The sequence below is a fragment of the Salinihabitans flavidus genome (assembly GCF_900110425.1).
Classification (GTDB): Bacteria; Pseudomonadota; Alphaproteobacteria; order Rhodobacterales; family Rhodobacteraceae; genus Salinihabitans; species Salinihabitans flavidus.
On the sequence record NZ_FODS01000014.1, the window covers coordinates 58,514 to 79,905 of the forward strand.

General features: G+C 64.0%; 20 protein-coding genes. 12 read left to right on the forward strand and 8 right to left on the reverse strand.

Annotated elements, in window-relative coordinates:
* The first annotated feature begins 143 nt into the window (after positions 1 to 143).
* The gene (locus BMW66_RS12075) at positions 144 to 1,403 is read left to right on the forward strand and encodes a glycosyltransferase family 4 protein (protein WP_093118834.1); all 1,260 of its coding nucleotides are present in this window, start codon (positions 144 to 146) and stop codon (positions 1,401 to 1,403) included.
* 16 nt (positions 1,404 to 1,419) lie between these two features.
* On the opposite strand, the gene BMW66_RS12080 is transcribed toward BMW66_RS12075, so the two are convergent.
* Positions 1,420 to 1,917, reverse strand: coding sequence for a DUF3576 domain-containing protein (locus tag BMW66_RS12080; RefSeq protein WP_093118836.1), 498 nt, complete (start codon positions 1,915 to 1,917; stop codon positions 1,420 to 1,422).
* Positions 1,918 to 2,184: 267 nt separating this feature from the next.
* On the opposite strand from BMW66_RS12080, the gene BMW66_RS12085 reads away from it, so the two are divergent.
* Both BMW66_RS12085 and BMW66_RS12090 read left to right on the forward strand, forming a co-directional pair.
* Positions 2,185 to 3,111, forward strand: a complete 927-nt coding sequence (locus BMW66_RS12085; RefSeq protein ID WP_093118838.1) for a porin — start codon at positions 2,185 to 2,187, stop codon at positions 3,109 to 3,111.
* 117 nt (positions 3,112 to 3,228) lie between these two features.
* Positions 3,229 to 3,882 (forward strand): YggS family pyridoxal phosphate-dependent enzyme, encoded by a 654-nt coding sequence (locus BMW66_RS12090; RefSeq protein WP_093118840.1) that lies wholly within the window; start codon positions 3,229 to 3,231, stop codon positions 3,880 to 3,882.
* A gap of 6 nt (positions 3,883 to 3,888) precedes the next feature.
* Here BMW66_RS12090 and BMW66_RS12095 read toward each other — a convergent pair whose 3' ends face one another.
* Positions 3,889 to 4,707 (reverse strand): sulfotransferase family protein, encoded by an 819-nt coding sequence (locus tag BMW66_RS12095; protein WP_093118842.1) that lies wholly within the window; start codon positions 4,705 to 4,707, stop codon positions 3,889 to 3,891.
* Positions 4,708 to 4,852: 145 nt separating this feature from the next.
* Here BMW66_RS12095 and BMW66_RS12100 point away from each other — a divergent pair, with 145 nt between their 5' ends.
* Positions 4,853 to 6,430, forward strand: coding sequence for a DUF5928 domain-containing protein (locus tag BMW66_RS12100; RefSeq protein ID WP_093118844.1), 1,578 nt, complete (start codon positions 4,853 to 4,855; stop codon positions 6,428 to 6,430).
* Positions 6,431 to 6,433: 3 nt separating this feature from the next.
* Here BMW66_RS12100 and BMW66_RS12105 read toward each other — a convergent pair whose 3' ends face one another.
* Positions 6,434 to 7,366: an ABC transporter ATP-binding protein gene (locus tag BMW66_RS12105; protein WP_093118846.1), complete on the reverse strand. Its 933-nt coding sequence runs from the start codon at positions 7,364 to 7,366 to the stop codon at positions 6,434 to 6,436.
* Between the two features lie 86 nt (positions 7,367 to 7,452).
* Between BMW66_RS12105 and BMW66_RS12110 the strand changes: the two genes are divergently transcribed.
* Positions 7,453 to 7,635 carry a zinc-finger domain-containing protein gene (locus BMW66_RS12110; RefSeq protein WP_093118848.1) on the forward strand — a complete coding sequence of 61 codons (183 nt, stop codon included), beginning with the start codon at positions 7,453 to 7,455 and terminating at the stop codon, positions 7,633 to 7,635.
* Between the two features lie 52 nt (positions 7,636 to 7,687).
* On the opposite strand, the gene BMW66_RS12115 is transcribed toward BMW66_RS12110, so the two are convergent.
* Positions 7,688 to 8,347, reverse strand: coding sequence for a histidine phosphatase family protein (locus BMW66_RS12115; protein ID WP_093118850.1), 660 nt, complete (start codon positions 8,345 to 8,347; stop codon positions 7,688 to 7,690).
* Positions 8,348 to 8,552: 205 nt separating this feature from the next.
* Here BMW66_RS12115 and fdhF point away from each other — a divergent pair, with 205 nt between their 5' ends.
* Both fdhF and BMW66_RS12125 read left to right on the forward strand, forming a co-directional pair.
* Positions 8,553 to 11,327: a formate dehydrogenase subunit alpha gene (fdhF, locus tag BMW66_RS12120; RefSeq protein ID WP_093118852.1), complete on the forward strand. Its 2,775-nt coding sequence runs from the start codon at positions 8,553 to 8,555 to the stop codon at positions 11,325 to 11,327.
* Positions 11,328 to 11,390: 63 nt separating this feature from the next.
* A complete protein-coding gene (locus BMW66_RS12125) occupies positions 11,391 to 12,593 on the forward strand; it encodes a hydantoinase/carbamoylase family amidase (protein WP_093118854.1) in 1,203 nt (400 codons plus the stop codon).
* An 8-nt stretch (positions 12,594 to 12,601) separates the two neighbouring features.
* On the opposite strand, the gene BMW66_RS12130 is transcribed toward BMW66_RS12125, so the two are convergent.
* The 4 genes from BMW66_RS12130 to BMW66_RS12145 all read right to left on the reverse strand — a co-directional run bounded on the left by BMW66_RS12130 (position 12,602) and on the right by BMW66_RS12145 (position 16,229).
* Positions 12,602 to 13,075 (reverse strand): hypothetical protein, encoded by a 474-nt coding sequence (locus BMW66_RS12130; RefSeq protein ID WP_093118856.1) that lies wholly within the window; start codon positions 13,073 to 13,075, stop codon positions 12,602 to 12,604.
* Positions 13,072 to 14,889 (reverse strand): M3 family oligoendopeptidase, encoded by a 1,818-nt coding sequence (locus BMW66_RS12135; RefSeq protein WP_093118858.1) that lies wholly within the window; start codon positions 14,887 to 14,889, stop codon positions 13,072 to 13,074. The genes BMW66_RS12130 and BMW66_RS12135 overlap by 4 nt, the downstream gene beginning before the upstream one ends.
* A gap of 82 nt (positions 14,890 to 14,971) precedes the next feature.
* Positions 14,972 to 15,934 (reverse strand): alpha/beta fold hydrolase, encoded by a 963-nt coding sequence (locus BMW66_RS12140; protein ID WP_093118860.1) that lies wholly within the window; start codon positions 15,932 to 15,934, stop codon positions 14,972 to 14,974.
* A gap of 4 nt (positions 15,935 to 15,938) precedes the next feature.
* Positions 15,939 to 16,229 carry an SCP2 sterol-binding domain-containing protein gene (locus tag BMW66_RS12145; RefSeq protein WP_093118862.1) on the reverse strand — a complete coding sequence of 97 codons (291 nt, stop codon included), beginning with the start codon at positions 16,227 to 16,229 and terminating at the stop codon, positions 15,939 to 15,941.
* An 82-nt stretch (positions 16,230 to 16,311) separates the two neighbouring features.
* Here BMW66_RS12145 and BMW66_RS12150 point away from each other — a divergent pair, with 82 nt between their 5' ends.
* From BMW66_RS12150 to BMW66_RS12170, 5 genes are all read left to right on the forward strand, one after another.
* On the forward strand, positions 16,312 to 16,863 hold the full coding sequence (locus BMW66_RS12150) for a tetratricopeptide repeat protein (RefSeq protein WP_245729466.1): 552 nt from the start codon (positions 16,312 to 16,314) through the stop codon (positions 16,861 to 16,863).
* Between the two features lie 24 nt (positions 16,864 to 16,887).
* The gene (locus BMW66_RS12155; RefSeq protein WP_093118866.1) at positions 16,888 to 19,788 is read left to right on the forward strand and encodes a helicase-related protein; all 2,901 of its coding nucleotides are present in this window, start codon (positions 16,888 to 16,890) and stop codon (positions 19,786 to 19,788) included.
* Between the two features lie 4 nt (positions 19,789 to 19,792).
* On the forward strand, positions 19,793 to 20,185 hold the full coding sequence (locus tag BMW66_RS12160) for an RNA-binding S4 domain-containing protein (RefSeq protein WP_245729467.1): 393 nt from the start codon (positions 19,793 to 19,795) through the stop codon (positions 20,183 to 20,185).
* Positions 20,186 to 20,234: 49 nt separating this feature from the next.
* Positions 20,235 to 20,573, forward strand: a complete 339-nt coding sequence (fdxA, locus tag BMW66_RS12165; protein WP_093118868.1) for a ferredoxin FdxA — start codon at positions 20,235 to 20,237, stop codon at positions 20,571 to 20,573.
* Positions 20,574 to 20,862: 289 nt separating this feature from the next.
* A complete protein-coding gene (locus BMW66_RS12170) occupies positions 20,863 to 21,372 on the forward strand; it encodes a CarD family transcriptional regulator (protein ID WP_093118870.1) in 510 nt (169 codons plus the stop codon).
* Positions 21,373 to 21,392: the final 20 nt, after the last annotated feature.

A 21,392-nucleotide genomic window follows, 5' to 3' on the forward strand; every position in this document is an offset into this window, starting at 1 on the left:
GCCGGGCGCGAGCGGACCGGCCTTGCCGCGTGATAGGCGCACCGGCGCGCGTGGTCCAGTCCCGCAGGCGAAAAAACACCCCATTGGCAGGTGGATGCGCGGGCGGGTAGAAAGGAAGGAGGGGCGTTCGATACGGAATTGTCATGAATATACTTTTCATTCACCAGAATTTTCCCGGCCAGTTCAAGCATCTTGCCCCCGCATTGGCGGCGGCGGGGCATCGTTGCACGGCGCTGACGCTTCGGGTGAAGGAACCCGTCAACTGGAAAGGGGTGGAGCTTCTGCCCTACCGGGTGAAGCGCAAGCAGGGCGGGGGCACGCATCCGTGGCTGATCGAGACCGACACCAAGGTGATCCGGGGCGAGGCCTGCTTTCGCGCGGCCTGCGCGTTGCGCGATGATGGCTATACGCCCGATGTGATCGTGGCGCATCCCGGGTGGGGCGAATCGATGTTCCTGCGCGATGTCTGGCCGAGGGCGCGGATCGGTCTGTATTTCGAGCTTTATCACCGTTCCGACACCGGCGATGTCGCGTTCGATCCCGAATTCGATGACGGCGAGGGCGAGGCGCGCCGCCTGCGCATTCGCATGAAGAACCTCAACAACATGCTCAATCTGCCGGTCGGGGATATGGGAATCAGCCCCACGCGCTATCAGGCCGATACCTTCCCGATGGCGTTCCGCAAGAAGATCGAGGTGATTCACGACGGGATCGACACCGATCATGTGGTGCCGGACCCGGACGCCGCGATCGAGATCGAGGGGGCGGGGCGGCTGACGCGCGCCGATGAGGTGATCACCTTCGTGAATCGCAACCTGGAGCCATATCGCGGCTATCACGTCTTCATGCGCGCGCTGCCCCGGCTTTTGCGGGAGAGGCCGGGCGCGCGGGTGCTGATCGTGGGCGGGGACGAGGTCAGCTATGGCGCGCGCGCGCCCAAGGGCCAGACGTGGAAGCAAATCTTCATCGACGAGGTGCGCGACCAGATTCCTGACGCGGACTGGGCGCGGGTGCATTTCCTCGGGCGTATTGAATATGATCGCTTCCTGTCGCTGTTGCAGGTCAGCCGGGTGCACGTCTACCTGACCTATCCTTTCGTGCTGAGCTGGTCGCTGCTGGAGGCGATGAGCGCGGGCGCGGCGATCGTGGCCAGCGATACCGCGCCGGTGCGCGAGGTGATCAAACAAGGGCAGACCGGGCGGCTGGTGCCGTTTTTCGACGGCAACCGGCTGGTGGAGGAGGTGTGCGCGCTGCTGGAGGATTCCGGGGCGCGCGCGGCGTTGGGCCGGTCGGCGCGGGAGTTCGTGCAGCAGGGGTATGACCTGCGGCGCGTCTGCCTGCCCCGGCAGATCGACTGGATCGGCAGGCTGGCGATGATGCGGCCGGGAACGGTGGGCGACTGAGGCGGGTGTGCGCCGCCTAGAGGTTGCCGTCGGCGATGCGAAGCTGCCGGGCGCGGGTCAGGATCGCATCTTCCACCGCGCGGACGGTGCTGGCCGATACGGGCGTGCCGCCACGGGTCTGCATCGCGAGATTGAGCGAGCGGGCGTCGAGCGCGGGATCCTTGACATAGATGGTGGCGCGATAGGCGCGCCCGCCGCCGGGCGGGGTGCCGTAGCCGGTGACGATCACGCCCGAGAAGGGATCGACCGATTGCACCGGCAGGAAATCGAGCACCTCAAGCGCCGCGTTCCAGATGTACTTGTTCACCTTGACGGTGACATCGGCCTGATTCCCGCGAAACAGATCCCAGATCGTGGTGGGTTCGGCCTCGTTGCCGGCATCGCGCGGGCTCACGCCCTGATTCTGCGGGGCGTCGCCACCGGCGCCGCCGGTATTGCGCGCGCCGGCGCAAGCCGCGAGCGTGAGAATCAATGCCCCCGAGATCAGGGTGTTTGCGATACGGGTTTTCGTCATGTCACCGGTCACCTGCTGGAACGCCTACCGTCCTATCCAAGGGGGGCGGCGGGGGCAAGGGTTTTTGCCCGCGGCGCCGGGCGCATGGGGGTGTATCGGTCCGGCGGTGGGAAAAGGGTGTGGCATCGTTGCACCATCTTGGCGGCCCAATGCCGGGGTGGGGTCTGCGCCGCTTGCAAACACCCCCCGAAAAGAGCGATTGAACCTCACATACCCTTTCCGGATTCACTGGATTGGGCGCATCTTTAGAAATCCGAGGGAAAAACGATGAAAAAAGTTCTCTTTGCAACGACGGCGCTCATCGCCACCGCCGGCATGGCAGCTGCCGAAGTGTCGCTCAGCGGTTATGGCCGTATGGGTGTTCGTTACGACGATTCCGCAGCCGGTTCTTCCACCCTGCTCTACAACCGCTTCCGCCTCCAGGTGGACGTGAAGACCGAAGCCGACAACGGCCTCACCTTCGGTGGTCGCATCCGTGCGCAGTCCACTTCCATGGGCAACAACATGACCGGCTTTGCTTTCAACGCACCGCAGGTCTATGCAGAGTGGCAAGGTGCGCGCGTTGCCATCGGCAACATCTGCGGCGCCATCGAATGCATGCCCGGCATCTACATGGCCACCCAGTCGGCCGACCTCGGCCTGACCGGCCTTGGCTTCATGAGCCTCGTGACCAACACGTCGCAGCAGGGCTACTTCAACTGGGACGCCTATAGCTCGGGCGGCGCCAGCGTGGGCACCAGTGGTGCGGCACAGGGTATCGAAATCAGCTACTCGGCTGGTGACTTTGGTGCACACCTCTCGCACACCAACGACATTGGCACCGCGCGCACTGCTGTTCACGGTTCCTACAACTTCAACGGCTGGACCGTTGCCCTGGGTTACCAGGACAGTGAAGTTGCTGGCGAAGACAAGCTCGTCCTGACCGCCACCGGCAAGGTCGGCGACGTGGGCCTGCGCTTTGGCGTGGCGGATAACGACGGCGTGACCAAAGCCATGCTCGGCGGTCAGTTCAACGTTGGCGCGGCAACCCGCATCGACGCGACTGTGACCACTGAAGACAGCGCCGCTGGCGGCGAAACCTTCGGTGTGGGCGTGTCCCACAGCCTCGGCGGCGGCGCGTCGCTCGAAGCCGGTGTTGTTCACGATGTGAACGGCTACAACCACGCCGACTTCGGTGTTCGCTTCAACTTCTGATCTTCGGAAGTCGAACGTATCGCTTAGAGGGCAGGTCCATCGGACCTGCCCTTTTCTTTTGCGGCGCGATGGTGTTGTTTGCCCCTGTCACAGAATACTGCAGCCAGAGGGCCCGCCATGCCGCTATCCGAGATCCTGACCCGCATCCAAAAGGCCGAGGCAGAGGCCGGGCGCGCGGCTGGCAGCGTCAAGCTCATCGCCGTGTCCAAGCGGCAGCCCAACGAGAGGGTGGAGGCGGTTCTCAGCGAGGGCCACCGCCGGTTCGGAGAGAACATGGTGCAGGAGGCCGCCGGCAAATGGCCCGATTTCCGCGCGCGGTTCGAGGGGATCGAGCTGCATCTGGTCGGCCCGCTTCAGACCAACAAGGCCCGGCAGGCGGTGGAGCTTTTCGAGGCGATCCATTCGGTGGACCGGCCCAAGCTGGCCAAGACACTGGCGCGGCTGGCGCAGGAGATGGGCCAGTGCCCGGAGCTTTTCATACAGGTCAATACCGGCGAGGAGCCGCAGAAAGCGGGCGTTCTGCCCACCGAGGCGGATGATTTCGTCGCCGACTGCCGCGCGCTCGACCTGCCGGTTGCGGGGCTGATGTGCATCCCGCCCGTCGATGAGGAACCCGCGCTGCATTTCGCGCTGCTGGCCAAGATCGCGGAGCGCAACGGGCTTTCTGGCCTCAGCATGGGAATGAGCGGCGATTTCGAGACCGCCGTGGCCCTTGGCGCGACGCATGTTCGCGTCGGCTCCGCCATCTTCGGAGAGCGCGAGGCGCGCTGATCGGGGTCAGTCGCCCAGCTTGGCGTGCACCTCCTCAAGGTCGATCTCCGCGATGGGACGCTTGTTCGACGGATTCTCGAAATCGTATTTGAACAGGTCGAAGTCGCGTTTGTAGATCTCGTAGATCAGGTGCATCGACAGATCGTCGAAATACTCCTCGACCGGGTGGGCGCGTTTGGGGCCATGGCTTTCGCTTTCGTTGAAGCGCGGGATGGTCGCCAGATCGACCTTGTGGGGCGTTTCGATGTGATCGAGCACATCCTGCATCCCGTCGTTGAATTCCTCGGTCCAGAAAATCTTATCGTAGGTGCCGCCATTGGCGATGAAGGTGGCCACATGGCCCGAGGTGGCGGACCAGTGAATGTCCGGCTCCATCGGGCGGCGCCAGCGGATCGTGTCGCGCACGAACAGCAGGAAGCGCCGGAAACTGCGGACCTGATCGAAGTCGTCCTGCCCGTCGTCGCCGCCGACCTCCACCCCGTATTTCTGCATCAACAGCGGCACCAGATTGCCGCGATAGCGTTTCCCGTTGCGCTGAATGCCGCAGATCTTGTCGAAAAAGCTCGACAGAAGGCGGGTGTAGGGGTTGCGCACGCAGGTGAACGCATAGGATTTATGCCCCTGCACATTGGCGGTGATCAGATCCCGGCTCGTCTCGATCCCCCATTTGTGCAGGCCGGCGGTGGCGTCATGAATGTCGCCGTCGAAAAATTCGCCATGGTCGGAGTAGTAGAGAATCTGCCCTATGGTGGAGCAGGCGCATTTCGGCACCACGCGATACACCACGCTTTCGCTTTCCGTCATCCAGGTGCCGGGAAACCCCATCTGCGCATCTCCTGCTATCGTGGCGGGCAATGGGCCACGGTTTTGATTACCCTTTGAAAAAACCAAACATTCCGTGTTTATTCAATGTCCGTTCACCGTTATCTAGAAGAACAATAAATCACTACATGGGGTTTGTGTTTCCGGAATGGCAAAAATCGCCTTCATATTGCTGTGCCACAAGGATCCGGAGGCGATTATCGATCAGGCGCAGCGTCTGACGGCGACGGGCGACTGCATGGCGATCCATTTCGACGCCCGCGCCCGGCCCGAGCATTTCGAGCAGATTCGCAAGGCCCTTGAGGGCAACCCCAACGTCACCTTCGCCAGAAAGCGGCTCAAGTGCGGCTGGGGGGAATGGTCGCTCGTGCAGGCCACGCTTCATGCGGTGGAGGCGGCGGTGGAGGCGTTTCCGAGGGCCACGCATTTCTACATGCTGTCGGGCGATTGCATGGCGATCAAGTCGTCGGAATACGTGCATGAGTATCTCGACAGCAATGACGTCGATTTCATCGAGAGTTTTGATTATTTCGAAAGTGACTGGATCAAGACCGGCTGGAAGCAGGAGCGGTTGATCTATCGCCACTGGTTCAACGAACGCACGCAGCGGCGGCGTTTCTACGCGATGTTCGAGATCCAGAAACGTCTTGGCCTCACGCGGAAAATCCCGGCGGATATTCAGGTGCAGATCGGCAGCCAGTGGTGGTGCCTGCGGCGCCAGACGATCGAGGCGGTATTGGCCTTCACCCGGCAGAGGCCCGATGTGATGCGGTTCTTTCGCACCAGCTGGATTCCCGACGAGACGTTTTTCCAGACCGTCGTGCGCCATCTGGTGCCCGAAACGCAGATCCGTTCGCGCACGCTGACATTTCTGATGTTCACCGACTACGGGATGCCGCTGACCTTCTACAACGATCACTATGATCTGTTGCTCAATCAGGATTATCTCTTCGCCCGCAAGATCAGCCCCGAGGCGACGGAACTCAAGGAGCGGCTGGGCCGGCTCTATGCCACCAAGGGGGTGGAGTTCCGCATTTCCGCGGAGGGGCCGAGCCTGTTTCGCTTCATGACAGAGCGGGGGCGCACAGGGCGGCGGTTCGGCACCCGGTTCTGGGAAACCGAATCGACACTGGGCCGGGATCGGGAGCTTTTGATTCTGGTGTGCAAGAAATGGCATGTGGCCAAGCGGCTTCTGAACAGTATCCGCCGGGAGACGGAGGTTCCCGCGATCGCCTATCTGTTCAACGAGGAGGGCACGGAACTGCCCGATCTTGGCGGGATTCAGGCGACGATCGGCAAGCGGACCCGGCACCGGCGGGCGCTCATGCGGATGCTGTTCGACTATTACGACACAAACCGGCTTGCCATCTGTCTTGATCCCGGGGCGCTTGACCTGATGCTGGATTTTTTCGGGGACAGGTCCACCACCCGGATGCTGGAGATCCAGTGCGATTTTTCGGATGAGTATCTGATAGGTCATGCCATGCGGATCGGGCTGGCCGGGGAACGGACGAAGCGCGAAACGCTTGAGCGGCTGCTTCCGACGATCCGGCAGGATATTGTCCACGAAGGCGACCGAATCCGCGATGCGGGTTTCGAGAATCACCACCGCATCCGGGAGCGGGACCCGGTGGAAAGCTTTGTCGAGCCGCTGATGGCGTTTCTGTCAGCCCCGCGCGAGACGGCAGAGCGGATCGCGCGGACGGAACATCTCTTCGACGACTGAGGCTCAGCGCCCGGATGTCAGCGCGAGGAACACATCCTGAAGGTCGGCCTGTTCGGTTTTCACGTCGCGGATGGAGATTCCGGCATCGCGCACAGCCTGAAGCACCGCCTCGGCGGGCATGGCGTTGGCGTGATACCCCAGCACGAGCGCGCCGTCCTCGCGGTGGGTCACTTCGAGTCCCTCGGCTTCGGGCAGGCGTTCGGGCGGGGCGGCGGGTTGGATCACCATCGTTCTGGCGTCGAGCTTTCCCAGAAGGTTTTCCGTGCTGTCCTGTGCGACAAGCCGACCGTGGTTGATGATGGCAATCTCGTCGCACATCTCTTCGGCTTCTTCGAGGTAATGCGTGGTCAGAATGATCGTCATGCCACGTTCACGGTTGAGCCGGCGCACGTTGTTCCACAGCATCTGGCGCAACTCGATGTCCACGCCGGCGGTGGGTTCATCGAGGACGAGCACCTGCGGCTGATGCACCAGCGCCTTGCCGAGCAGGAGCCGCCGACGCATCCCGCCCGAAAGGGTGCGGGCGTAAGCCTCGGCCTTGTCGGTGAGGCCGGTCATTTCAAGGATCTCGTCGCTGCGCCTCTGGGATCTGGGCACACCGTAAAGCCCGGCCTGCACTTCGAGCGCCCCACGCGGGGTGAAGAACGGATCGAGGTTGAGCTCCTGCGGCATCACGCCGATGGCGGCGCGGGACTGGCGCGGATTGGTGTCCTGGTCGAAGCCCCAGATGCGCACGGAGCCGGAGGTCTTGGTCACGAGACCAGCCATGATATTGATCAGGGTGGATTTGCCCGCGCCGTTCGGACCAAGAAGCCCGAAGACGGAGCCGGAGGGCACGTCGAGGCTGACGCCGCAAAGCGCCTCTTTCGCCGGGGACTTGCGGCCGCCGGTGTAGGTCTTGCGCAGATCCCTGATTTCTATGGCGTTCTGTGACATGGCTGCTCTTGCCCCCGGAGCGTGGATCGCTCATATTCCCCCTACCCAAACCTGCGGGAAACGACAACCAGAAGGACCGATTGCGCATGACCATCGAGGCGCCCGAAACCCGGATCGTGGACAGCTATCGCATCGCCTGCGACGGCGGTGAGGCGGGGCTTGGCCATCCGAGGGTCTGGCTTCAGATTCCGCACGAGGTGGGGTTTGTCGAATGCCCCTATTGCGATTGCAAGTTCATCCATCGCGATTTCACCGACGAGGCCGCCTGAAAGCGCATGTGGCCGCCCGGATCGTTCCATGATCCGCTGACCGGCCGCGCCGTCAGAGGTGTGTTTGCGCGAACTGGCGTTTTGGCGTTTCAAGGTGCGGGATGGCGTTGAACTGCGCCAGCATGGGCCGCCCTTCGAGAAGCTGCCAGCGATGGACCGAGGTGTTCATGATGGCAAGACAGACCTGCGCCCAGCCTTCCGTCGTCAGCCCCAGTGTCTGGCGCATGACCCCGCCGATCACGCCGCCCGAGGTCACCACGACCGCGCGACCTTCGCCCGCCGCGATGTCGGCCATCGCGTCGGTGATGCGGTCGGTGAAATCGCCATGCGATTCAGGGGCTTCCGCGATCTCATCGTGCTGCCAAGCCGTGAGCAGGCGCGGCAGATGCGTGACGAAATTCTCGCGGACGCCGGGAACGGGCAGGCCTTGCTGCGCCTCAAGAAGCTGGGCAAGGGCGAAATAGGGAAATTCGTTGAAACGCGGGTCCACGACAACCTCTGCGTCCGCCGCAAGGCCCATCGATTCGGCGGTTTCGCGGTGGCGTTGCAGGCTGCCGCAGTAGATTCGGGCAAAACGATCGCCGGAGGCGGTCATGTGCTCTCCGAGCCAGCGGGCCTGCTGATGGCCCAGATCCGAGAGCCGGTCATAGGAAATCTCGTCCCGGGCGGCGGTGTTGGCCTGTCCGTGGCGGACAAGGGTGATATGGGGCATTTCGCGCCTCTGCCTGCTGCGTCAGGGAGTATCTAGGGCATTGGTCGCGCATTGAAAAGCGCCGCCGCCCATGTCCCGTTCCGATGCGCGGCACGCTGTCGTCTTTTGGCGCGTCTTTGGCGCAAAAATGCGCTTGCCTGTCGGATTGGGGGCCTCGAACCCGCCGTCATTCGCGTTACACTGCCCGCGAAGCAGGAGGCGCGACATGTCAGGATCCATCCGTTTTACCCTCGACGGCGAGACAGCCACGGCCCAGCCCGGAGAGACGATCTGGGAGGTGGCCCATGGCCGGGGGCTGATCATCCCGCATCTGTGCCACAAGCCCGCGCCCGGGTATCGCCCCGATGGCAACTGCCGCGCCTGCATGGTGGAGATCGAGGGCGAGCGGACGCTGGCGGCCTCCTGCATCCGCGAGCCGGCAGAGGGCATGGTGGTCTCCACCGACACGGCCCGCGCGCAGGGCGCGCGCCGTATGGTGATGGAGATGCTGGCTGCTGATCAGCCGCCGCAGGATGTCGCGCATGACGCCTCGGCGCATTTCTGGGACATGGCCGAAATGCAGGGCGTCAGCGAAAGCCGCTTTCCCAAGCTGGAAGAGGGGCATGTGCCGCTTCTGGATGACAGCCATGTGGCGATGCGGGTGAATCTGGATGCCTGCATCCAGTGCGGCCTGTGCGTGCGGGCCTGCCGCGAGGTGCAGGTCAACGACGTGATCGGCATGGCGGGCCGGGGGCACAATGCCTATCCGGTGTTCGACATCGACGATCCGATGGGCGACTCGACCTGCGTGGCCTGCGGCGAATGCGTGCAGGCGTGTCCGACCGGGGCGCTGATGCCCGCCACGGTGATGGATGACGCGCAGCTGGGCGACAGCGCCGATTTCGACAGTGAGACGGAAAGCGTCTGTCCGTTCTGCGGCGTAGGCTGCAAGGTCAGCCTCAAGGTCAAGGACGGAAAGATCAGATATGTCGAGGGGATCAACGGCCCTGCCAACGAGGGGCGGCTCTGCGTCAAGGGGCGGTTCGGATTCGACTATATCCACCATCCGCATCGCTTGACCAAACCGCTCATCCGCCGCGAGGATGCGCCGGAGAAGGGTCTCAACGTCGATCCCGATGAGTTGTCGGGCCATTTCCGCGAGGCGACATGGGATGAGGCCATGACGCTCGCGGCCAAGGGGTTGATGGCGCTGCGCGCGGACGATCCGCGCCGGGTGGCGGGGTTCGGATCGGCCAAATGCACCAACGAGGAAGCCTATCTGTTCCAGAAGCTGATCCGGCAGGGCTTTGGCCACAACAATGTCGACCACTGTACCCGGCTTTGTCATGCATCGTCGGTGTCGGCGCTGATGGAGAATGTCGGCTCCGGTGCGGTGACGGCCACGTTCAACGAGATCGAGAACGCCGATGTGGCGATCGTGATCGGGGCCAACCCGATCGAGAATCACCCGGTCGCGGCCACCTACTTCAAGCAGTTCACCAAGCGCGGCGGCAAGCTCATCGTGATGGACCCGCGCGGCGTGGGGATGCGGCGCTATGCCGAGGAGATGCTTCAGTTCCGGCCGGGCACCGATGTCTCCATGCTCAACGCGATCATGCACGTGATCGTGGAGGAAGAGCTCTACGACAGCCAGTATATCCACCGCTGGACCGAGAACTGGGACGCCGAGAAAGAGCATCTGCGCGACTTCACGCCCGAGAAGATGGCCCCGCTCTGCGGTATCGAGGCCGAGCAGATCCGCCGCGTGGCGCGGATGTTCGCGGGGGCGAAGGCGGGGATGATCTTCTGGGGCATGGGGGTGTCGCAGCATATCCACGGCACCGACAATTCGCGCTGTCTCATCTCTCTGGCGCTGATGACGGGCAACGTCGGCAAGTTGGGCGCGGGGCTGCATCCGCTTCGGGGACAGAACAACGTTCAGGGCGCGTCCGACGCCGGGCTGGTGCCGATGTTCCTGCCCGATTACCAGCCGGTGGCGGATGACGCGGTGCGCCGGGTCTTCACCGAGATCTGGAACAGCGAGGATTTCAGCGGCGAGAAGGGGTTGACCGTCACGGAGATCATGGACGCGGTGCATGACGGGATGATCCGGGGGATGTATATCCTTGGCGAGAACCCGGCCATGTCCGACCCGGACGTGGAACACGCGCGTGATGCGCTGGCCAAGCTCGATCTGCTGATCGTGCAGGATATATTCCTGACCGAGACCGCGAATTACGCCGATATCATCCTGCCGGCCTCTGCGCTTTATGAAAAGAACGGCACGGTGAGCAACACCAACCGGCAGGTGCAGCGGGTGCGCCCCGCCGTTCCCCCGCCCGGACAGGCGCGGGAGGATTGGCAGATCACCGTGGATCTGGCACGGCGCATCGGGCTGAACTGGGAGTATGGCGACGTGAGCGAGGTCTTTGCCGAGATGAAGAAGACGATGGCATCGCTCGACAACATCACATGGGAGCGGCTGGAGCGTGAATCCGTCACCTATCCGTCGCTGAGCCCGGACGATCCGGGGCAGGCCGTGGTCTTTGGCGACGGGTTCCCGCGCGAAGGGGGCAAGGCAAGATTCACCCCCGCCTCCATCATTCCGCCCGATGAGACACCGGATGCGGACTATCCGATGATCCTGACAACCGGGCGGCAGCTTGAGCATTGGCACACCGGGTCGATGACGCGGCGGTCAAAGGTGCTCGATGCGGTGGAGCCGGAGGCGAGTTGCTCGCTTCATCCCAAGACGCTTCGGCGGTTGGGGGTGGCGCCGGGAGAGCCGGTCGCGCTGACCACGCGGCGGGGGTCGATCCGTATCATGGCGCGCGCGGATCGCGCCATTGCCGAGGACATGGTGTTCGTGCCCTTCGCCTATGTGGAGGCGGCGGCCAATGTGCTCACAAACCCGGCGCTCGACCCTTACGGGAAGATCCCCGAGTTCAAGTTCGCCGCGGTGCGGGTGGAAAAGGTTGAAGACACGGTGGCCGCGGAGTAACCGTTTCTCCCGAAGAAAACGGACCGGGATGTTTCAGTTCCGGACAAGGGAGGAGACCGGCCAATGAACACCAACCCCGACCGCTTTCTTGCGGATCTGCATCGCCTGCGGGAGTTCGGCGCCGCCGGTGTCGGCAAGGGGGTGGCGCGTCCGGCCTATACCGCTCCCGACATTGCGGCGCGCGAATGGCTCATGGCGCAGCTGCGCCAGATCGGGCTCGAGGTCGTTGTCGATCCGGTGGGGTCGGTCTGGGGACTGGCGGAGGGGCCGTCGCTTCTTCTGGGATCGCATACCGACAGCCAGCCCGAGGGCGGATGGCTTGACGGGGCGCTTGGCGTGATCGCGGCGCTGGAGATCGCGCGGGCCGCGCAGGAGGCCGGGGGGCCGGCGGTGTCGGTCGTGTCGTTCCAGGACGAGGAAGGGCGGTTCGGCGTGACCACGGGCAGCACGGTCTGGTCCGGTGCGCTGCCGCTTGAGAAGGCCGACACGCTGACCGACCGCGATGGCGTGACTTTTGCGCAGGCGCGTGCGCGGATGGCGCATCTGGCGGGCGATTTCGTCGATCCCGCGCGGTTCACCGGCTATATCGAGATGCATATCGAGCAGGGCCCGTGGCTTGAAAAGGCGGGCGAGGCGATCGGGGTCGTGACCGATATCGTCGGCATCCGCGATATGAGGATCACCTTCGAGGGCGCGCAGAACCATGCCGGCACCACACCGATGCACCTGCGCAAGGACGCGTTCCAGGGGCTGGCCGATTTCACCGCGCGGATCAACGCGGCCTTTCGCAATGTTGTCACGCCCGCGACCGTCTGGACCACCGGGCATGTCGCGGTGCATCCCAATGCCAGTTCCATCGTGCCGGGGAAGGTGACATTCTCGATGCAGTGGCGCGACGGCGATGCGGAACGCCTGCGCCGCATGGAGGCAATCATCCGTGAGACCGCAGAGGCCGTGGCCGAGGAGCGGGGGCTGACCCTGTCCACCGGCCCGATGCTGGGGCTGGAGCCGGTTGCGATGGACGCAGGGCTGCGCGCCGCGCTCCGCGACGCGGCGGAAGAGGCGGCGCCGGGGCGCTGGCGGGAGATGCCGTCGGGCGCGCTTCACGATGCGACCAACGTGGCGGCGCATCTGCCGGTGGCGATGGTCTTTGTCCCCTCCATAGGCGGGATAAGCCATGATTTTGCGGAAGACACCGACGAGGCGGATCTTGTGGTCGGGCTGAAGGTTCTGGCAGGGGCGGCGGCGCGGGTTGGCGCAGCGTAAGCCGGCGGTTATTGTGGCGCGTGGCGGGTGCAGCGGGTGCTGGTCCCGCCTTCGGTCAGCACGAGCGTGTCCGGTGTCATCTCGGTGATCTTCGGGCGCGGACGCTCGCGCAGGAAGACGCGGCCGATGCGGCGCGCGGTGTCGTTTCCGGCCTCGGTTCCGATCACCTCCTGCCCCGCGCGGCGCAGCGAGGTGACGGTGACATTGCGCCGGGTCAGGCGTAGCTCGCGCCCGTTGCGAAACCAGTCCCCGGCATGGGTGAAGGCGATGGCGAAGGGGCGGTCCTCGGTCGTCTGGACGGTTTCCACCGTCCCGGTGAAGCGCCCGCTTGCGGTAAACTCCATCCGCTCGGTCACGCGGTCCTCGGCGCTTTCATGACGGCAGTCCCATGTGCCCACGAGCGGATCGCCATCGTCCGCGCCCGCCCCCGCCGCGAGCAGGGCGCAAGCAAGGCAGAGGGCGGTGGCCGGGCGAAGGATCATTCCTCCATCGCCTCCAGCTCATCGATGAAGCCTTCGATCATGCTCAGCCCCTTGTCCCAGAACGCCGGGTCCGATGCGTCGAGACCGAAGGGGGCCAGCAGCTCCTTGTGATGCTTGGAGCCGCCCGCCTTCAGCATGTCGAAATACTTGTCTTCGAAGCCTTCGGGGCTTTCGCGGTAGGCGGCGTAAAGGGCGTTTACCAGCCCGTCGCCGAAGGCATAGGCATAGACGTAGAAGGGTGAGTGGACGAAATGCGGGATATAGGCCCAGAACGCCTCATACCCGTCCATGAAATCGAACGCGGGGCCGAGGGATTCGGCCTGAACGCTCATCCACAGGGCGTTGATGTCATCGGGGGTGAGTTCACCGCCGCGCCGGGCCTCGTGCAGCTTGCATTCGAAGTCGTAGAAGGCGATCTGGCGGACGACGGTGTTGATCATGTCCTCGACCTTGCCGGCGAGAAGCACCTTGCGTTGCTCGCGGGTGTCGGCGGCGTCGAGCATCTTGCGGAAGGTGAGCATTTCTCCGAACACGCTTGCGGTCTCGGCAAGGGTGAGGGGGGTGGAGGAGAGCATTTCCCCCTGTCCGGCGGCCAGCACCTGATGCACGCCGTGGCCAAGCTCATGCGCGAGGGTCATCACGTCGCGCGGCTTGCCCAGATAGTTGAGCATCACATAGGGATGCACCTCGGTCACGGTGGGATGGGCGAAGGCGCCGGGCGCCTTGCCGGGTTTCACGCCCGCGTCGATCCAGCCCCTGTCAAAGAACGGCTCTGCAATCTCGGCCATGCGCGGGTCGAACCCGGCATAGGCGGACATCACCATCTCGCGCGCCTCGTCCCAGCCGATGGTGCGCGGATCGTCCATCGGCAGCGGCGCGTTGCGGTCCCAGACCTGCATCCGGTCCAGCCCGAGCCACTGGCGCTTCAGCTCGTAATAGCGGTGCGACAGGCGCGGGTAGGCGGAGACCACGGCGTTGCGCAGCGCCTCGACCACTTCGGGTTCGACATCGTTGGCGAGGTGGCGGGAGGTCTGGGCGCTCGGCATCTTGCGCCAGCGGTCCACGACCTCCTTCTCCTTGGTCTGGGTGTTGTGGACACGGGCGAAGGTGCGGATGTTGTCGGCAAAGACGCGCGCCAGTTCGCGCGCGGCGGCCTCGCGCTTGTCACGGTCGTGGTCGGTCAGCAGGTTGAGCGTGGATTCGATATTGAGATCCTCGCCGTCGATTTGGAATGTCAGCCCGGCGATGGTTTCATCGAAAAGCCGTTCCCACGCGTCGCCCACGACACCCAGATCGTGCAGGAATTTTTCCAGCTCGTCAGAGAGTTGATAGGGCTTCATCGCGCGAATGCGGTCAAAGACGGGCTTGTAGCGGGCCAGATCGGGGTTCGCCTCGAAGAGCGCGGCCATCCGGTCATCGGCGATGCGGTTGAGTTCGAGCGTGAAGAACACAAGCGGCGTGGTGTAGTCGGTCAGTTTTTCCTGACAGTTGGACAGGAACTGCGTGCGCTCGGCGTCCGTGGTGAACTGGTAATACCGCAGCCCGGCGAAGGACATCACCCGTCCCGCCACGGTGGAGATGCGTTCGTTGCGCTGCACGCAGGTCAGCAGCGCGTCGGCGTCGAGATCGGCAAGCCTGCCCTCGTAGTCCGCGGCGAAGGCGGCGCATTCCTTTTGCAGCCAGTCCAGATCGCGTTGCAGCTCCGGCGCGTCGGGCGAGGTGTAGAGATCGGTGAGATCCCATTCGGGCAGATTGCCCAGTCCTTCGCTGCCGTGGCTTGCGTTGGCGTCGCGGACGGGAAAGGGAAGCTGCATCGGAAAAACCTCATGTTCGTTTGCGTGTCTGCGCAGGAGATAGGCAGAGCAGGCCCCAAGGTGCAAGGGGCGCGGGCGTGCTTCAGGCGGTTTGACGCGACCTGATGCTGCTGCGGTTGGCGTCGAAAAGGGCCACAGCGGCATCGAAGATGCGCACGCGTGTCGCGGGCGGCTCCATCATCACCTCGTGCTGGGCGCCGTCGATCAGGGTCAGCTCCCCGCCGTGCCAGCGGCCCATCCGGTCGCGGATCGCCTCTCTGTCCACGATCTGTTCGTCGCCGCCCAGGAACGTCAGGCAGGGCAGATCGGGCGAGGCCATGCGCCGGAGCGCACGAGTTTCGCGAAGCGCCTCATGCACCCAGTGAAGGCTCGGCCCGCCGACGGCAAGGTCCGGATAGTCGCCCACCTGCGCGCGCATGTAGTGATACATGTCGGCATCGGTGGTCAGGTTGTTGCCCTCGAACGCCTGATCGAGGACATAGGTGACCGGCTTCGTGCCGGGGGCGAGGACATGGCCGACGCCGACCTTGCGCCCGGCCCAGCTCATCGCCCATGCGGCGGGGCGCATCACTGACGACAGAAGAATACCCCACATCGGGCCGGTGAACACGGCGCTGTTGACGGGCAGCCCCGCCATCACCGCGCGCAGGCCGATGGCGCCGCCCATGCTGTGCGCGATCAGGTGAAAGGGCTCGGGAAGGTCAAGCGCGCGGGCATGGGCAATCGCGCCGGCAACATCATGCTGATAGTCGGCAAAGCGTTGCACATGGCCGGTGCTGCGATCGGTCAGAAGCCGACCGGCCAGCCCCTGACCGCGCCAGTCGATGCCGATCATCGCGTAGCCGCGGGAGCGAAGGTCTTCGGCGGCCAAAGCATATTTCTCGACATACTCGGTGCGCCCGGGAAAGAGCAGCACCGTGCCGCGCGCGCCTTCAAGCGGCCAGTGCGCAATGCGCAGACGCACCCCGTCGGAGGCCGTCACCCAATGGGCGGCGCCATCGGCGGGGCCGCGTGCGACATCGTGGTAGAAGGGCGCGCACTCCATCCGGTCAGCCCAGGAGCGCGCCCAGCTTCATCGCCTGTCCCATGTCGCCGTCGACCGAAAGCTTGCCGGTCATGAAGGCTGCTGTGGGGTTGGTCTCTCCTTCGAGGATGGATTGAAAGGTCTCTGTATCGGCGGTCAGGGTCACGTCGGTGTCGTCGTCGCTCGCGCGCACGCCGTCGGCGTCGATCACGATGGAACCCTCACCTTCGATCACGAATTTGGCGGAGCCGTCGAAGCTCTCATCGCCCAGCTTTTTGCTCAGCGCGTCCACGGCTGCGGTCACAACATCACTCATCAGTGAATATCCTCTTCGAATTGATGGTGCCGAGTTGGTAAAGCGGTCGGCACAGGTTACATTCGATTCTGTTATGGGCGTCATGAAATCCTATCTCAAACCTATCGTCGCGGCAGCTTTCGCCGCAATCGCTTTTTTGGGCGCTGCGGGGGCGCAAGAGGCGTCCGGGGACGATCTTCTGGCGCAGTTGCGCGAAGCCGGACCAGAGGAGGCGGTGCGGCTGGAGCGGGAGATTCGCCATGCATGGTCCAAGTCGGGGTCTGCCGCGGCTGACTTGCTTCTCAAACGCGGACGCGACGCGATGGAGCGGCAGGAGGTGCATGCCGCAATCGAACATTTCACCGCGCTGACCGACCATGCGCCGGACTTTGCCCAAGGCTGGGTGGAGCGCGCCCGCGCCTATGCCCATGCAGAGTTGTTCGGCCCCGCAATCGGGGATCTTGAGCAGGCGCTGGCGCTGGAGCCGGCGCATTTTCAGGCGATCATGGGACTGGCTTCCATCATGGAGGCGCTTGATGAGCGCGAGGCTGCGCATCAGGCGTTGCAAGAGGTCGAGGCTATACATCCCCATCATCCCGACCTAGACGAGGCGATGAAACGACTCGCGCCCGGTCTCTCGGGGCGGTCGCTCTGACATCATCAGACCAGAGGCGAGGCCATGACCGGACAAGGGCGGATTGCGGCGGTCCTCGGGCCGACGAACACGGGCAAGACCCATTATGCCATCGAACGGATGCTGAGCTATCGCACCGGGGTGATCGGACTTCCGTTGCGGCTGCTGGCGCGGGAGGTTTATGACCGGATCGTGAAGGCGCGCGGGCCGTCCGTGGTGGCGCTTGTCACCGGGGAAGAGCGGATCGTGCCGCCGCGTACCCAGTATTGGGTCTGCACCGTGGAGGCGATGCCCGAGGGCATGGGTGCGGATTTTGTTGCCGTGGACGAGATCCAGCTTTGCGCCGATCCCGAACGGGGCCATGTGTTTACCGACAGGCTTTTGCGCTCTCGCGGGTTGCATGAGACACTGTTTCTCGGCTCCGACACGATGCGACCCACGATCCGCGCGCTTGTGCCCGAGGCGCAGTTCATTCAGCGCGAACGCATGTCCACGCTCAGTTATTCCGGCAGCCGCAAAATTTCGCGGATGCCGCCGCGCAGCGCCATCGTCGGGTTTTCGATCGAAAACGTCTATGCCATGGCGGAACTGATCCGGCGCCAGAAAGGGGGCGCTGCTGTGGTGATGGGCGCGCTGTCGCCGCGCACCCGCAACGCACAGGTTGCGCTCTATCAGAACGGCGATGTGGACTATCTTGTTGCGACCGATGCCATCGGGATGGGTCTCAATCTCGATATCGACCATGTGGCCTTCTCCTCGACGACGAAATTCGACGGACGGCGGATGCGGCCGCTTGCGCCCAATGAGCTTGCACAGATCGCGGGCCGCGCGGGACGCGGGATGCGCGATGGCAGTTTCGGTGTGACGGGCGAGGCGCCACAGCTTGACGACGAAGTGGCGCGGGCGATCATGGATCACCGCTTTACACCGATTCAGCGGCTCAACTGGCGCAATGCCGGGCTGCGCTTCGGCAGTATCGACGCGTTGATCGGATCGCTGGAGGAGGGGCCTGACATCCCGATGCTGATGCGCGCGCGGGAGGCCGATGACCTTGGCGCGCTGAAAACCTTGGCGCAGGGGGCGGAGGTGCGCGCGCGCGCCAGTGACGCGCCCTCTGTGCGGCTTTTGTGGGATGTCTGCCGTATTCCCGATTTCCGCGGCATCAGCCATGCCGAACACACCGGCCTTCTGGAAGGCATCTTCGGGTATCTGCATGAGCGCGGACAGGTGCCCAGTGACTGGCTTGCCCGGCAGGTGAAGCGCATTGACCGGGTGGATGGCGATATCGACGCGCTGTCGAAACGACTGGCGTTTATCCGCACATGGACATATGTCGCGCAGCGTTCGGGCTGGGTTGTTGACGAAAATCATTGGCGCGACGAGACTCGCGCGGTAGAAGATCGCTTGTCGGATGCGCTCCATGCGCGGCTGACGGAAAAATTTGTGGACCGGCGCACATCGGTGCTCATGCGGCGGCTCAAGCAGAAGGAGGCCCTTTTGGCCGAGGTGAATGACAAGGGTGAAGTGATCGTCGAAGGCGAATTCGTCGGTCGGCTTGAAGGGTTCCGGTTCCGGGCGGACAAGGGAGCGGAGGGGGCCGAGGCCAAGACGCTCAAGGCGGCCTCTGTTCAGGCGCTGGCGCCGCAATTTCATCTGCGCGCCGACAGGTTCTACAACGCGCCCGATACCGAGATTGATTTTACCGAACAAGGCGGCCTGATGTGGGGCGAGAGTGCGGTCGGCAAGCTGGTCGCCGGGGCCGACCCGATGCGTCCGCAGGTCGAGGTGTTCGTCGATGAAGAGGCCGGACCGGAGGTGTTGCAGAAGGTGCAGCGCCGGTTGCAGCATTTCATCGACCGCAAGATTGCCGCGCTGTTCGAGCCGTTGATTGCCTTGCAGAAGGACGAGGCGCTGACCGGGCTGGCGCGCGGATTTGCCTTCCGCATGGTCGAGGCTCTGGGTGTGATCCCGCGCGCAGAGGTCGCGGATGAGGTCAAGGCCCTCGATCAGCAGATGCGTGGCAGCCTGCGCAAGCACGGTATCCGCTTTGGTCAGTTCACGGTGTTCATGCCGCTGCTGCTCAAGCCCGCGCCAACGCGGCTTCGGCTCGTGCTGTGGTCGCTGTCTCAGGGACTTGACGAGTTTCCCGAAGCGCCGCCGCCGGGCCTTGTCACCGTGCCGGCGGCCGAGGGGGCGCCCAAGGGGTATTACACCATGGCGGGGTATCGCGCCGCCGGTGCCCGCGCGATCCGTATTGATATGCTGGAGCGGTTGGCCGATATGCTGCGCGCCGAGGACAGCCGGGGCGGGTTCGAGGCGAAGCCGGACATGCTCTCGATCACCGGCATGACGCTGGAGCAGTTCGCGGACCTGATGCAGGGCCTTGGCTACAAGGCCGAGAAGGGCGAGCGTCCGAAGGTGAAGGCGGCACAGGAACCCAGGCCCGAAGAGCAGCCGCACGAAGTGCCGGGCGACGCCCCGAGCGAGACCCCGACAGAGACGTCGCAGGAAAACCCGGTGGAGCAGCCCGCCGAGACGCCGGCCGAGCCGGAGCCGCCGGTCGAGGTGCCTGAACCGCCGCAGGGGACGACCGATCTTGCGGGCGAAGAGACCGCCGCAGGCGCGCAAGAGGCCGATGGCGAGGAAGCCTCCGCAGAGGAGGCGGCTGCGAAAGAAGCCGAAACCGAGGTGTTCTATACCTTCACATGGGCGCCGCGCGGGCGGCGTCAGAACGATGGTCCAGCACGCGGCAAGGGGCGCAAGCCTCAAGGCGCGGGCGCCAAGGGCCAACAGGACAAGCCGCGCGGCAAGGGCGGCAAGGACAAGCCCCGGCGCGAGCAGCAGGGCGCGCGCCAGTTCGAGGCGCGTCCACCGAAAAAGGAAAAGCCCATCGACCCCGACAACCCCTTTGCCGCCGCGCTCATGGGGTTGAAGGAGAAGGACTGAACCCGTGGATGGTCCGGAGCGTTCCGGGACCCCGGTGAAACTGCGTGTGGACAAATGGCTCTGGCAGGCCCGCTTCTTCAAGACGCGCAGTCTTGCCGCGAAGGTGATCAGCGGCGGGCATCTGCGGATCAACGGCGCGCGCGCCTCCAAGCCCGCGCATGGGATCGTGCCGGGGGATGTGTTGACATTTCCGCAGGCGAAGGTGGTGCGGGTGGTGCAGGTCTGCGAGCTTGGCACGCGGCGCGGCCCGGCGGCGGAGGCGCAAACCCTTTACACCGACCTGAGCGATCCCGATGACAGCGTTCCGCGCCCGCGCCGCGAGTCGGGAAATGGACGCCCGACCAAGCGTGAACGTCGCAATCTCGATCTTATGAAGCGCAGGGCGCTTGAAGAATGACTTGCCCTGATTTAGCTACACGAGAGAACATCACCGGAAAGACATCGCCATGACCTATGTCGTCACCGAAAACTGCATCGCCTGCAAATATACGGACTGCGTTGAAGTCTGTCCGGTGGATTGCTTTTATGAGGGTGAGAATTGCCTCGTGATTCATCCCGATGAGTGCATCGACTGCGGCGTATGCGAGCCCGAATGCCCGGCGGATGCGATCCGTCCCGATACAGAGCCGGACATGGAAAAATGGGTGGAGTTCAACCGGAAGTACTCGGAAGTCTGGCCGGTGATTATCACGAAGAAAGACCCGCTTCCGGGGGCGGAAGAGCGGGACGGCGAGTCTGGCAAGATGGAGAAATACTTCTCCGAGGAGCCGGGCGAAGGCGGCTGACTGAGGCGATTCGGCCCGACGCAGACGTATGACCCTTGCCGCTGTGGCGAAAAATCGCCCTACGGGTCTGTTGTTTAGGGGAAACCCGGACCACGGATGCAGGGCGCTTCCGCTAGGGTCATTTTTATGTTACATTATGTCCACATGTGAATTGGACCACCTGATAGCCATTCCGCCAGCGCCGCGGCGAGGATGGTTTTGCGCCTGAAGCCTCCCGACGCGGGGAACGACGTTTTCCGCCCGGGTTTCTTTGTCGGCAAGACAGGGGCTCTGCCGTAGGAAGGACTGTATGAGCAAGAGTAAGAAGAACGAGTTTCGCCCGAATGATTATGTTGTCTACCCCGCGCACGGGGTAGGGCAGATCATCTCGATCGAGGATCAGGAGATCGCCGGAATCGCTATGGAGCTTTTCGTGATCTCATTCGAGAAGGACAAGATGACACTGCGCGTGCCGACCAACAAGGCCACCGAGGTCGGAATGCGGTCTCTCAGCTCGCCGGACGTGATCAGCCAGGCGATGAAAACGCTGAAAGGCAAGGCCAAGGTCAAGCGCGCCATGTGGTCGCGGCGGGCGCAGGAATACGAACAGAAGATCAACTCCGGCGATCTGATCGCCATCGCCGAGGTGGTGCGTGATCTGCATCGCACCGACGATCAGCGCGAGCAGAGCTATTCCGAGCGTCAGCTTTACGAAGCGGCGCTGGAGCGTCTGACCCGCGAAGTGGCCGCCGTGGCCGGCGGTGACGAGGTGTCGGCCGCCAAACAGGTGGATGACGTTCTGATGGCCCGCGCGGCCTGATCTGCCGGAACATGCGATTG

Excerpts from the sequence above, each read along its gene's own strand:
- BMW66_RS12075 (WP_093118834.1), top strand. The coding sequence starts at position 144 with ATGAATATACTTTTCATTCACCAGAATTTTCCCGGCCAGTTCAAGCAT.
- BMW66_RS12080 (WP_093118836.1), bottom strand. The coding sequence starts at position 1,917 with ATGACGAAAACCCGTATCGCAAACACCCTGATCTCGGGGGCATTGATT.
- BMW66_RS12085 (WP_093118838.1), top strand. The coding sequence starts at position 2,185 with ATGAAAAAAGTTCTCTTTGCAACGACGGCGCTCATCGCCACCGCCGGC.
- BMW66_RS12090 (WP_093118840.1), top strand. The coding sequence starts at position 3,229 with ATGCCGCTATCCGAGATCCTGACCCGCATCCAAAAGGCCGAGGCAGAG.
- BMW66_RS12095 (WP_093118842.1), bottom strand. The coding sequence starts at position 4,707 with ATGGGGTTTCCCGGCACCTGGATGACGGAAAGCGAAAGCGTGGTGTAT.
- BMW66_RS12100 (WP_093118844.1), top strand. The coding sequence starts at position 4,853 with ATGGCAAAAATCGCCTTCATATTGCTGTGCCACAAGGATCCGGAGGCG.
- BMW66_RS12105 (WP_093118846.1), bottom strand. The coding sequence starts at position 7,366 with ATGTCACAGAACGCCATAGAAATCAGGGATCTGCGCAAGACCTACACC.
- BMW66_RS12110 (WP_093118848.1), top strand. The coding sequence starts at position 7,453 with ATGACCATCGAGGCGCCCGAAACCCGGATCGTGGACAGCTATCGCATC.
- BMW66_RS12115 (WP_093118850.1), bottom strand. The coding sequence starts at position 8,347 with ATGCCCCATATCACCCTTGTCCGCCACGGACAGGCCAACACCGCCGCC.
- fdhF (WP_093118852.1), top strand. The coding sequence starts at position 8,553 with ATGTCAGGATCCATCCGTTTTACCCTCGACGGCGAGACAGCCACGGCC.
- BMW66_RS12125 (WP_093118854.1), top strand. The coding sequence starts at position 11,391 with ATGAACACCAACCCCGACCGCTTTCTTGCGGATCTGCATCGCCTGCGG.
- BMW66_RS12130 (WP_093118856.1), bottom strand. The coding sequence starts at position 13,075 with ATGATCCTTCGCCCGGCCACCGCCCTCTGCCTTGCTTGCGCCCTGCTC.
- BMW66_RS12135 (WP_093118858.1), bottom strand. The coding sequence starts at position 14,889 with ATGCAGCTTCCCTTTCCCGTCCGCGACGCCAACGCAAGCCACGGCAGC.
- BMW66_RS12140 (WP_093118860.1), bottom strand. The coding sequence starts at position 15,934 with ATGGAGTGCGCGCCCTTCTACCACGATGTCGCACGCGGCCCCGCCGAT.
- BMW66_RS12145 (WP_093118862.1), bottom strand. The coding sequence starts at position 16,229 with ATGAGTGATGTTGTGACCGCAGCCGTGGACGCGCTGAGCAAAAAGCTG.
- BMW66_RS12150 (WP_245729466.1), top strand. The coding sequence starts at position 16,312 with ATGAAATCCTATCTCAAACCTATCGTCGCGGCAGCTTTCGCCGCAATC.
- BMW66_RS12155 (WP_093118866.1), top strand. The coding sequence starts at position 16,888 with ATGACCGGACAAGGGCGGATTGCGGCGGTCCTCGGGCCGACGAACACG.
- fdxA (WP_093118868.1), top strand. The coding sequence starts at position 20,235 with ATGACCTATGTCGTCACCGAAAACTGCATCGCCTGCAAATATACGGAC.
- BMW66_RS12170 (WP_093118870.1), top strand. The coding sequence starts at position 20,863 with ATGAGCAAGAGTAAGAAGAACGAGTTTCGCCCGAATGATTATGTTGTC.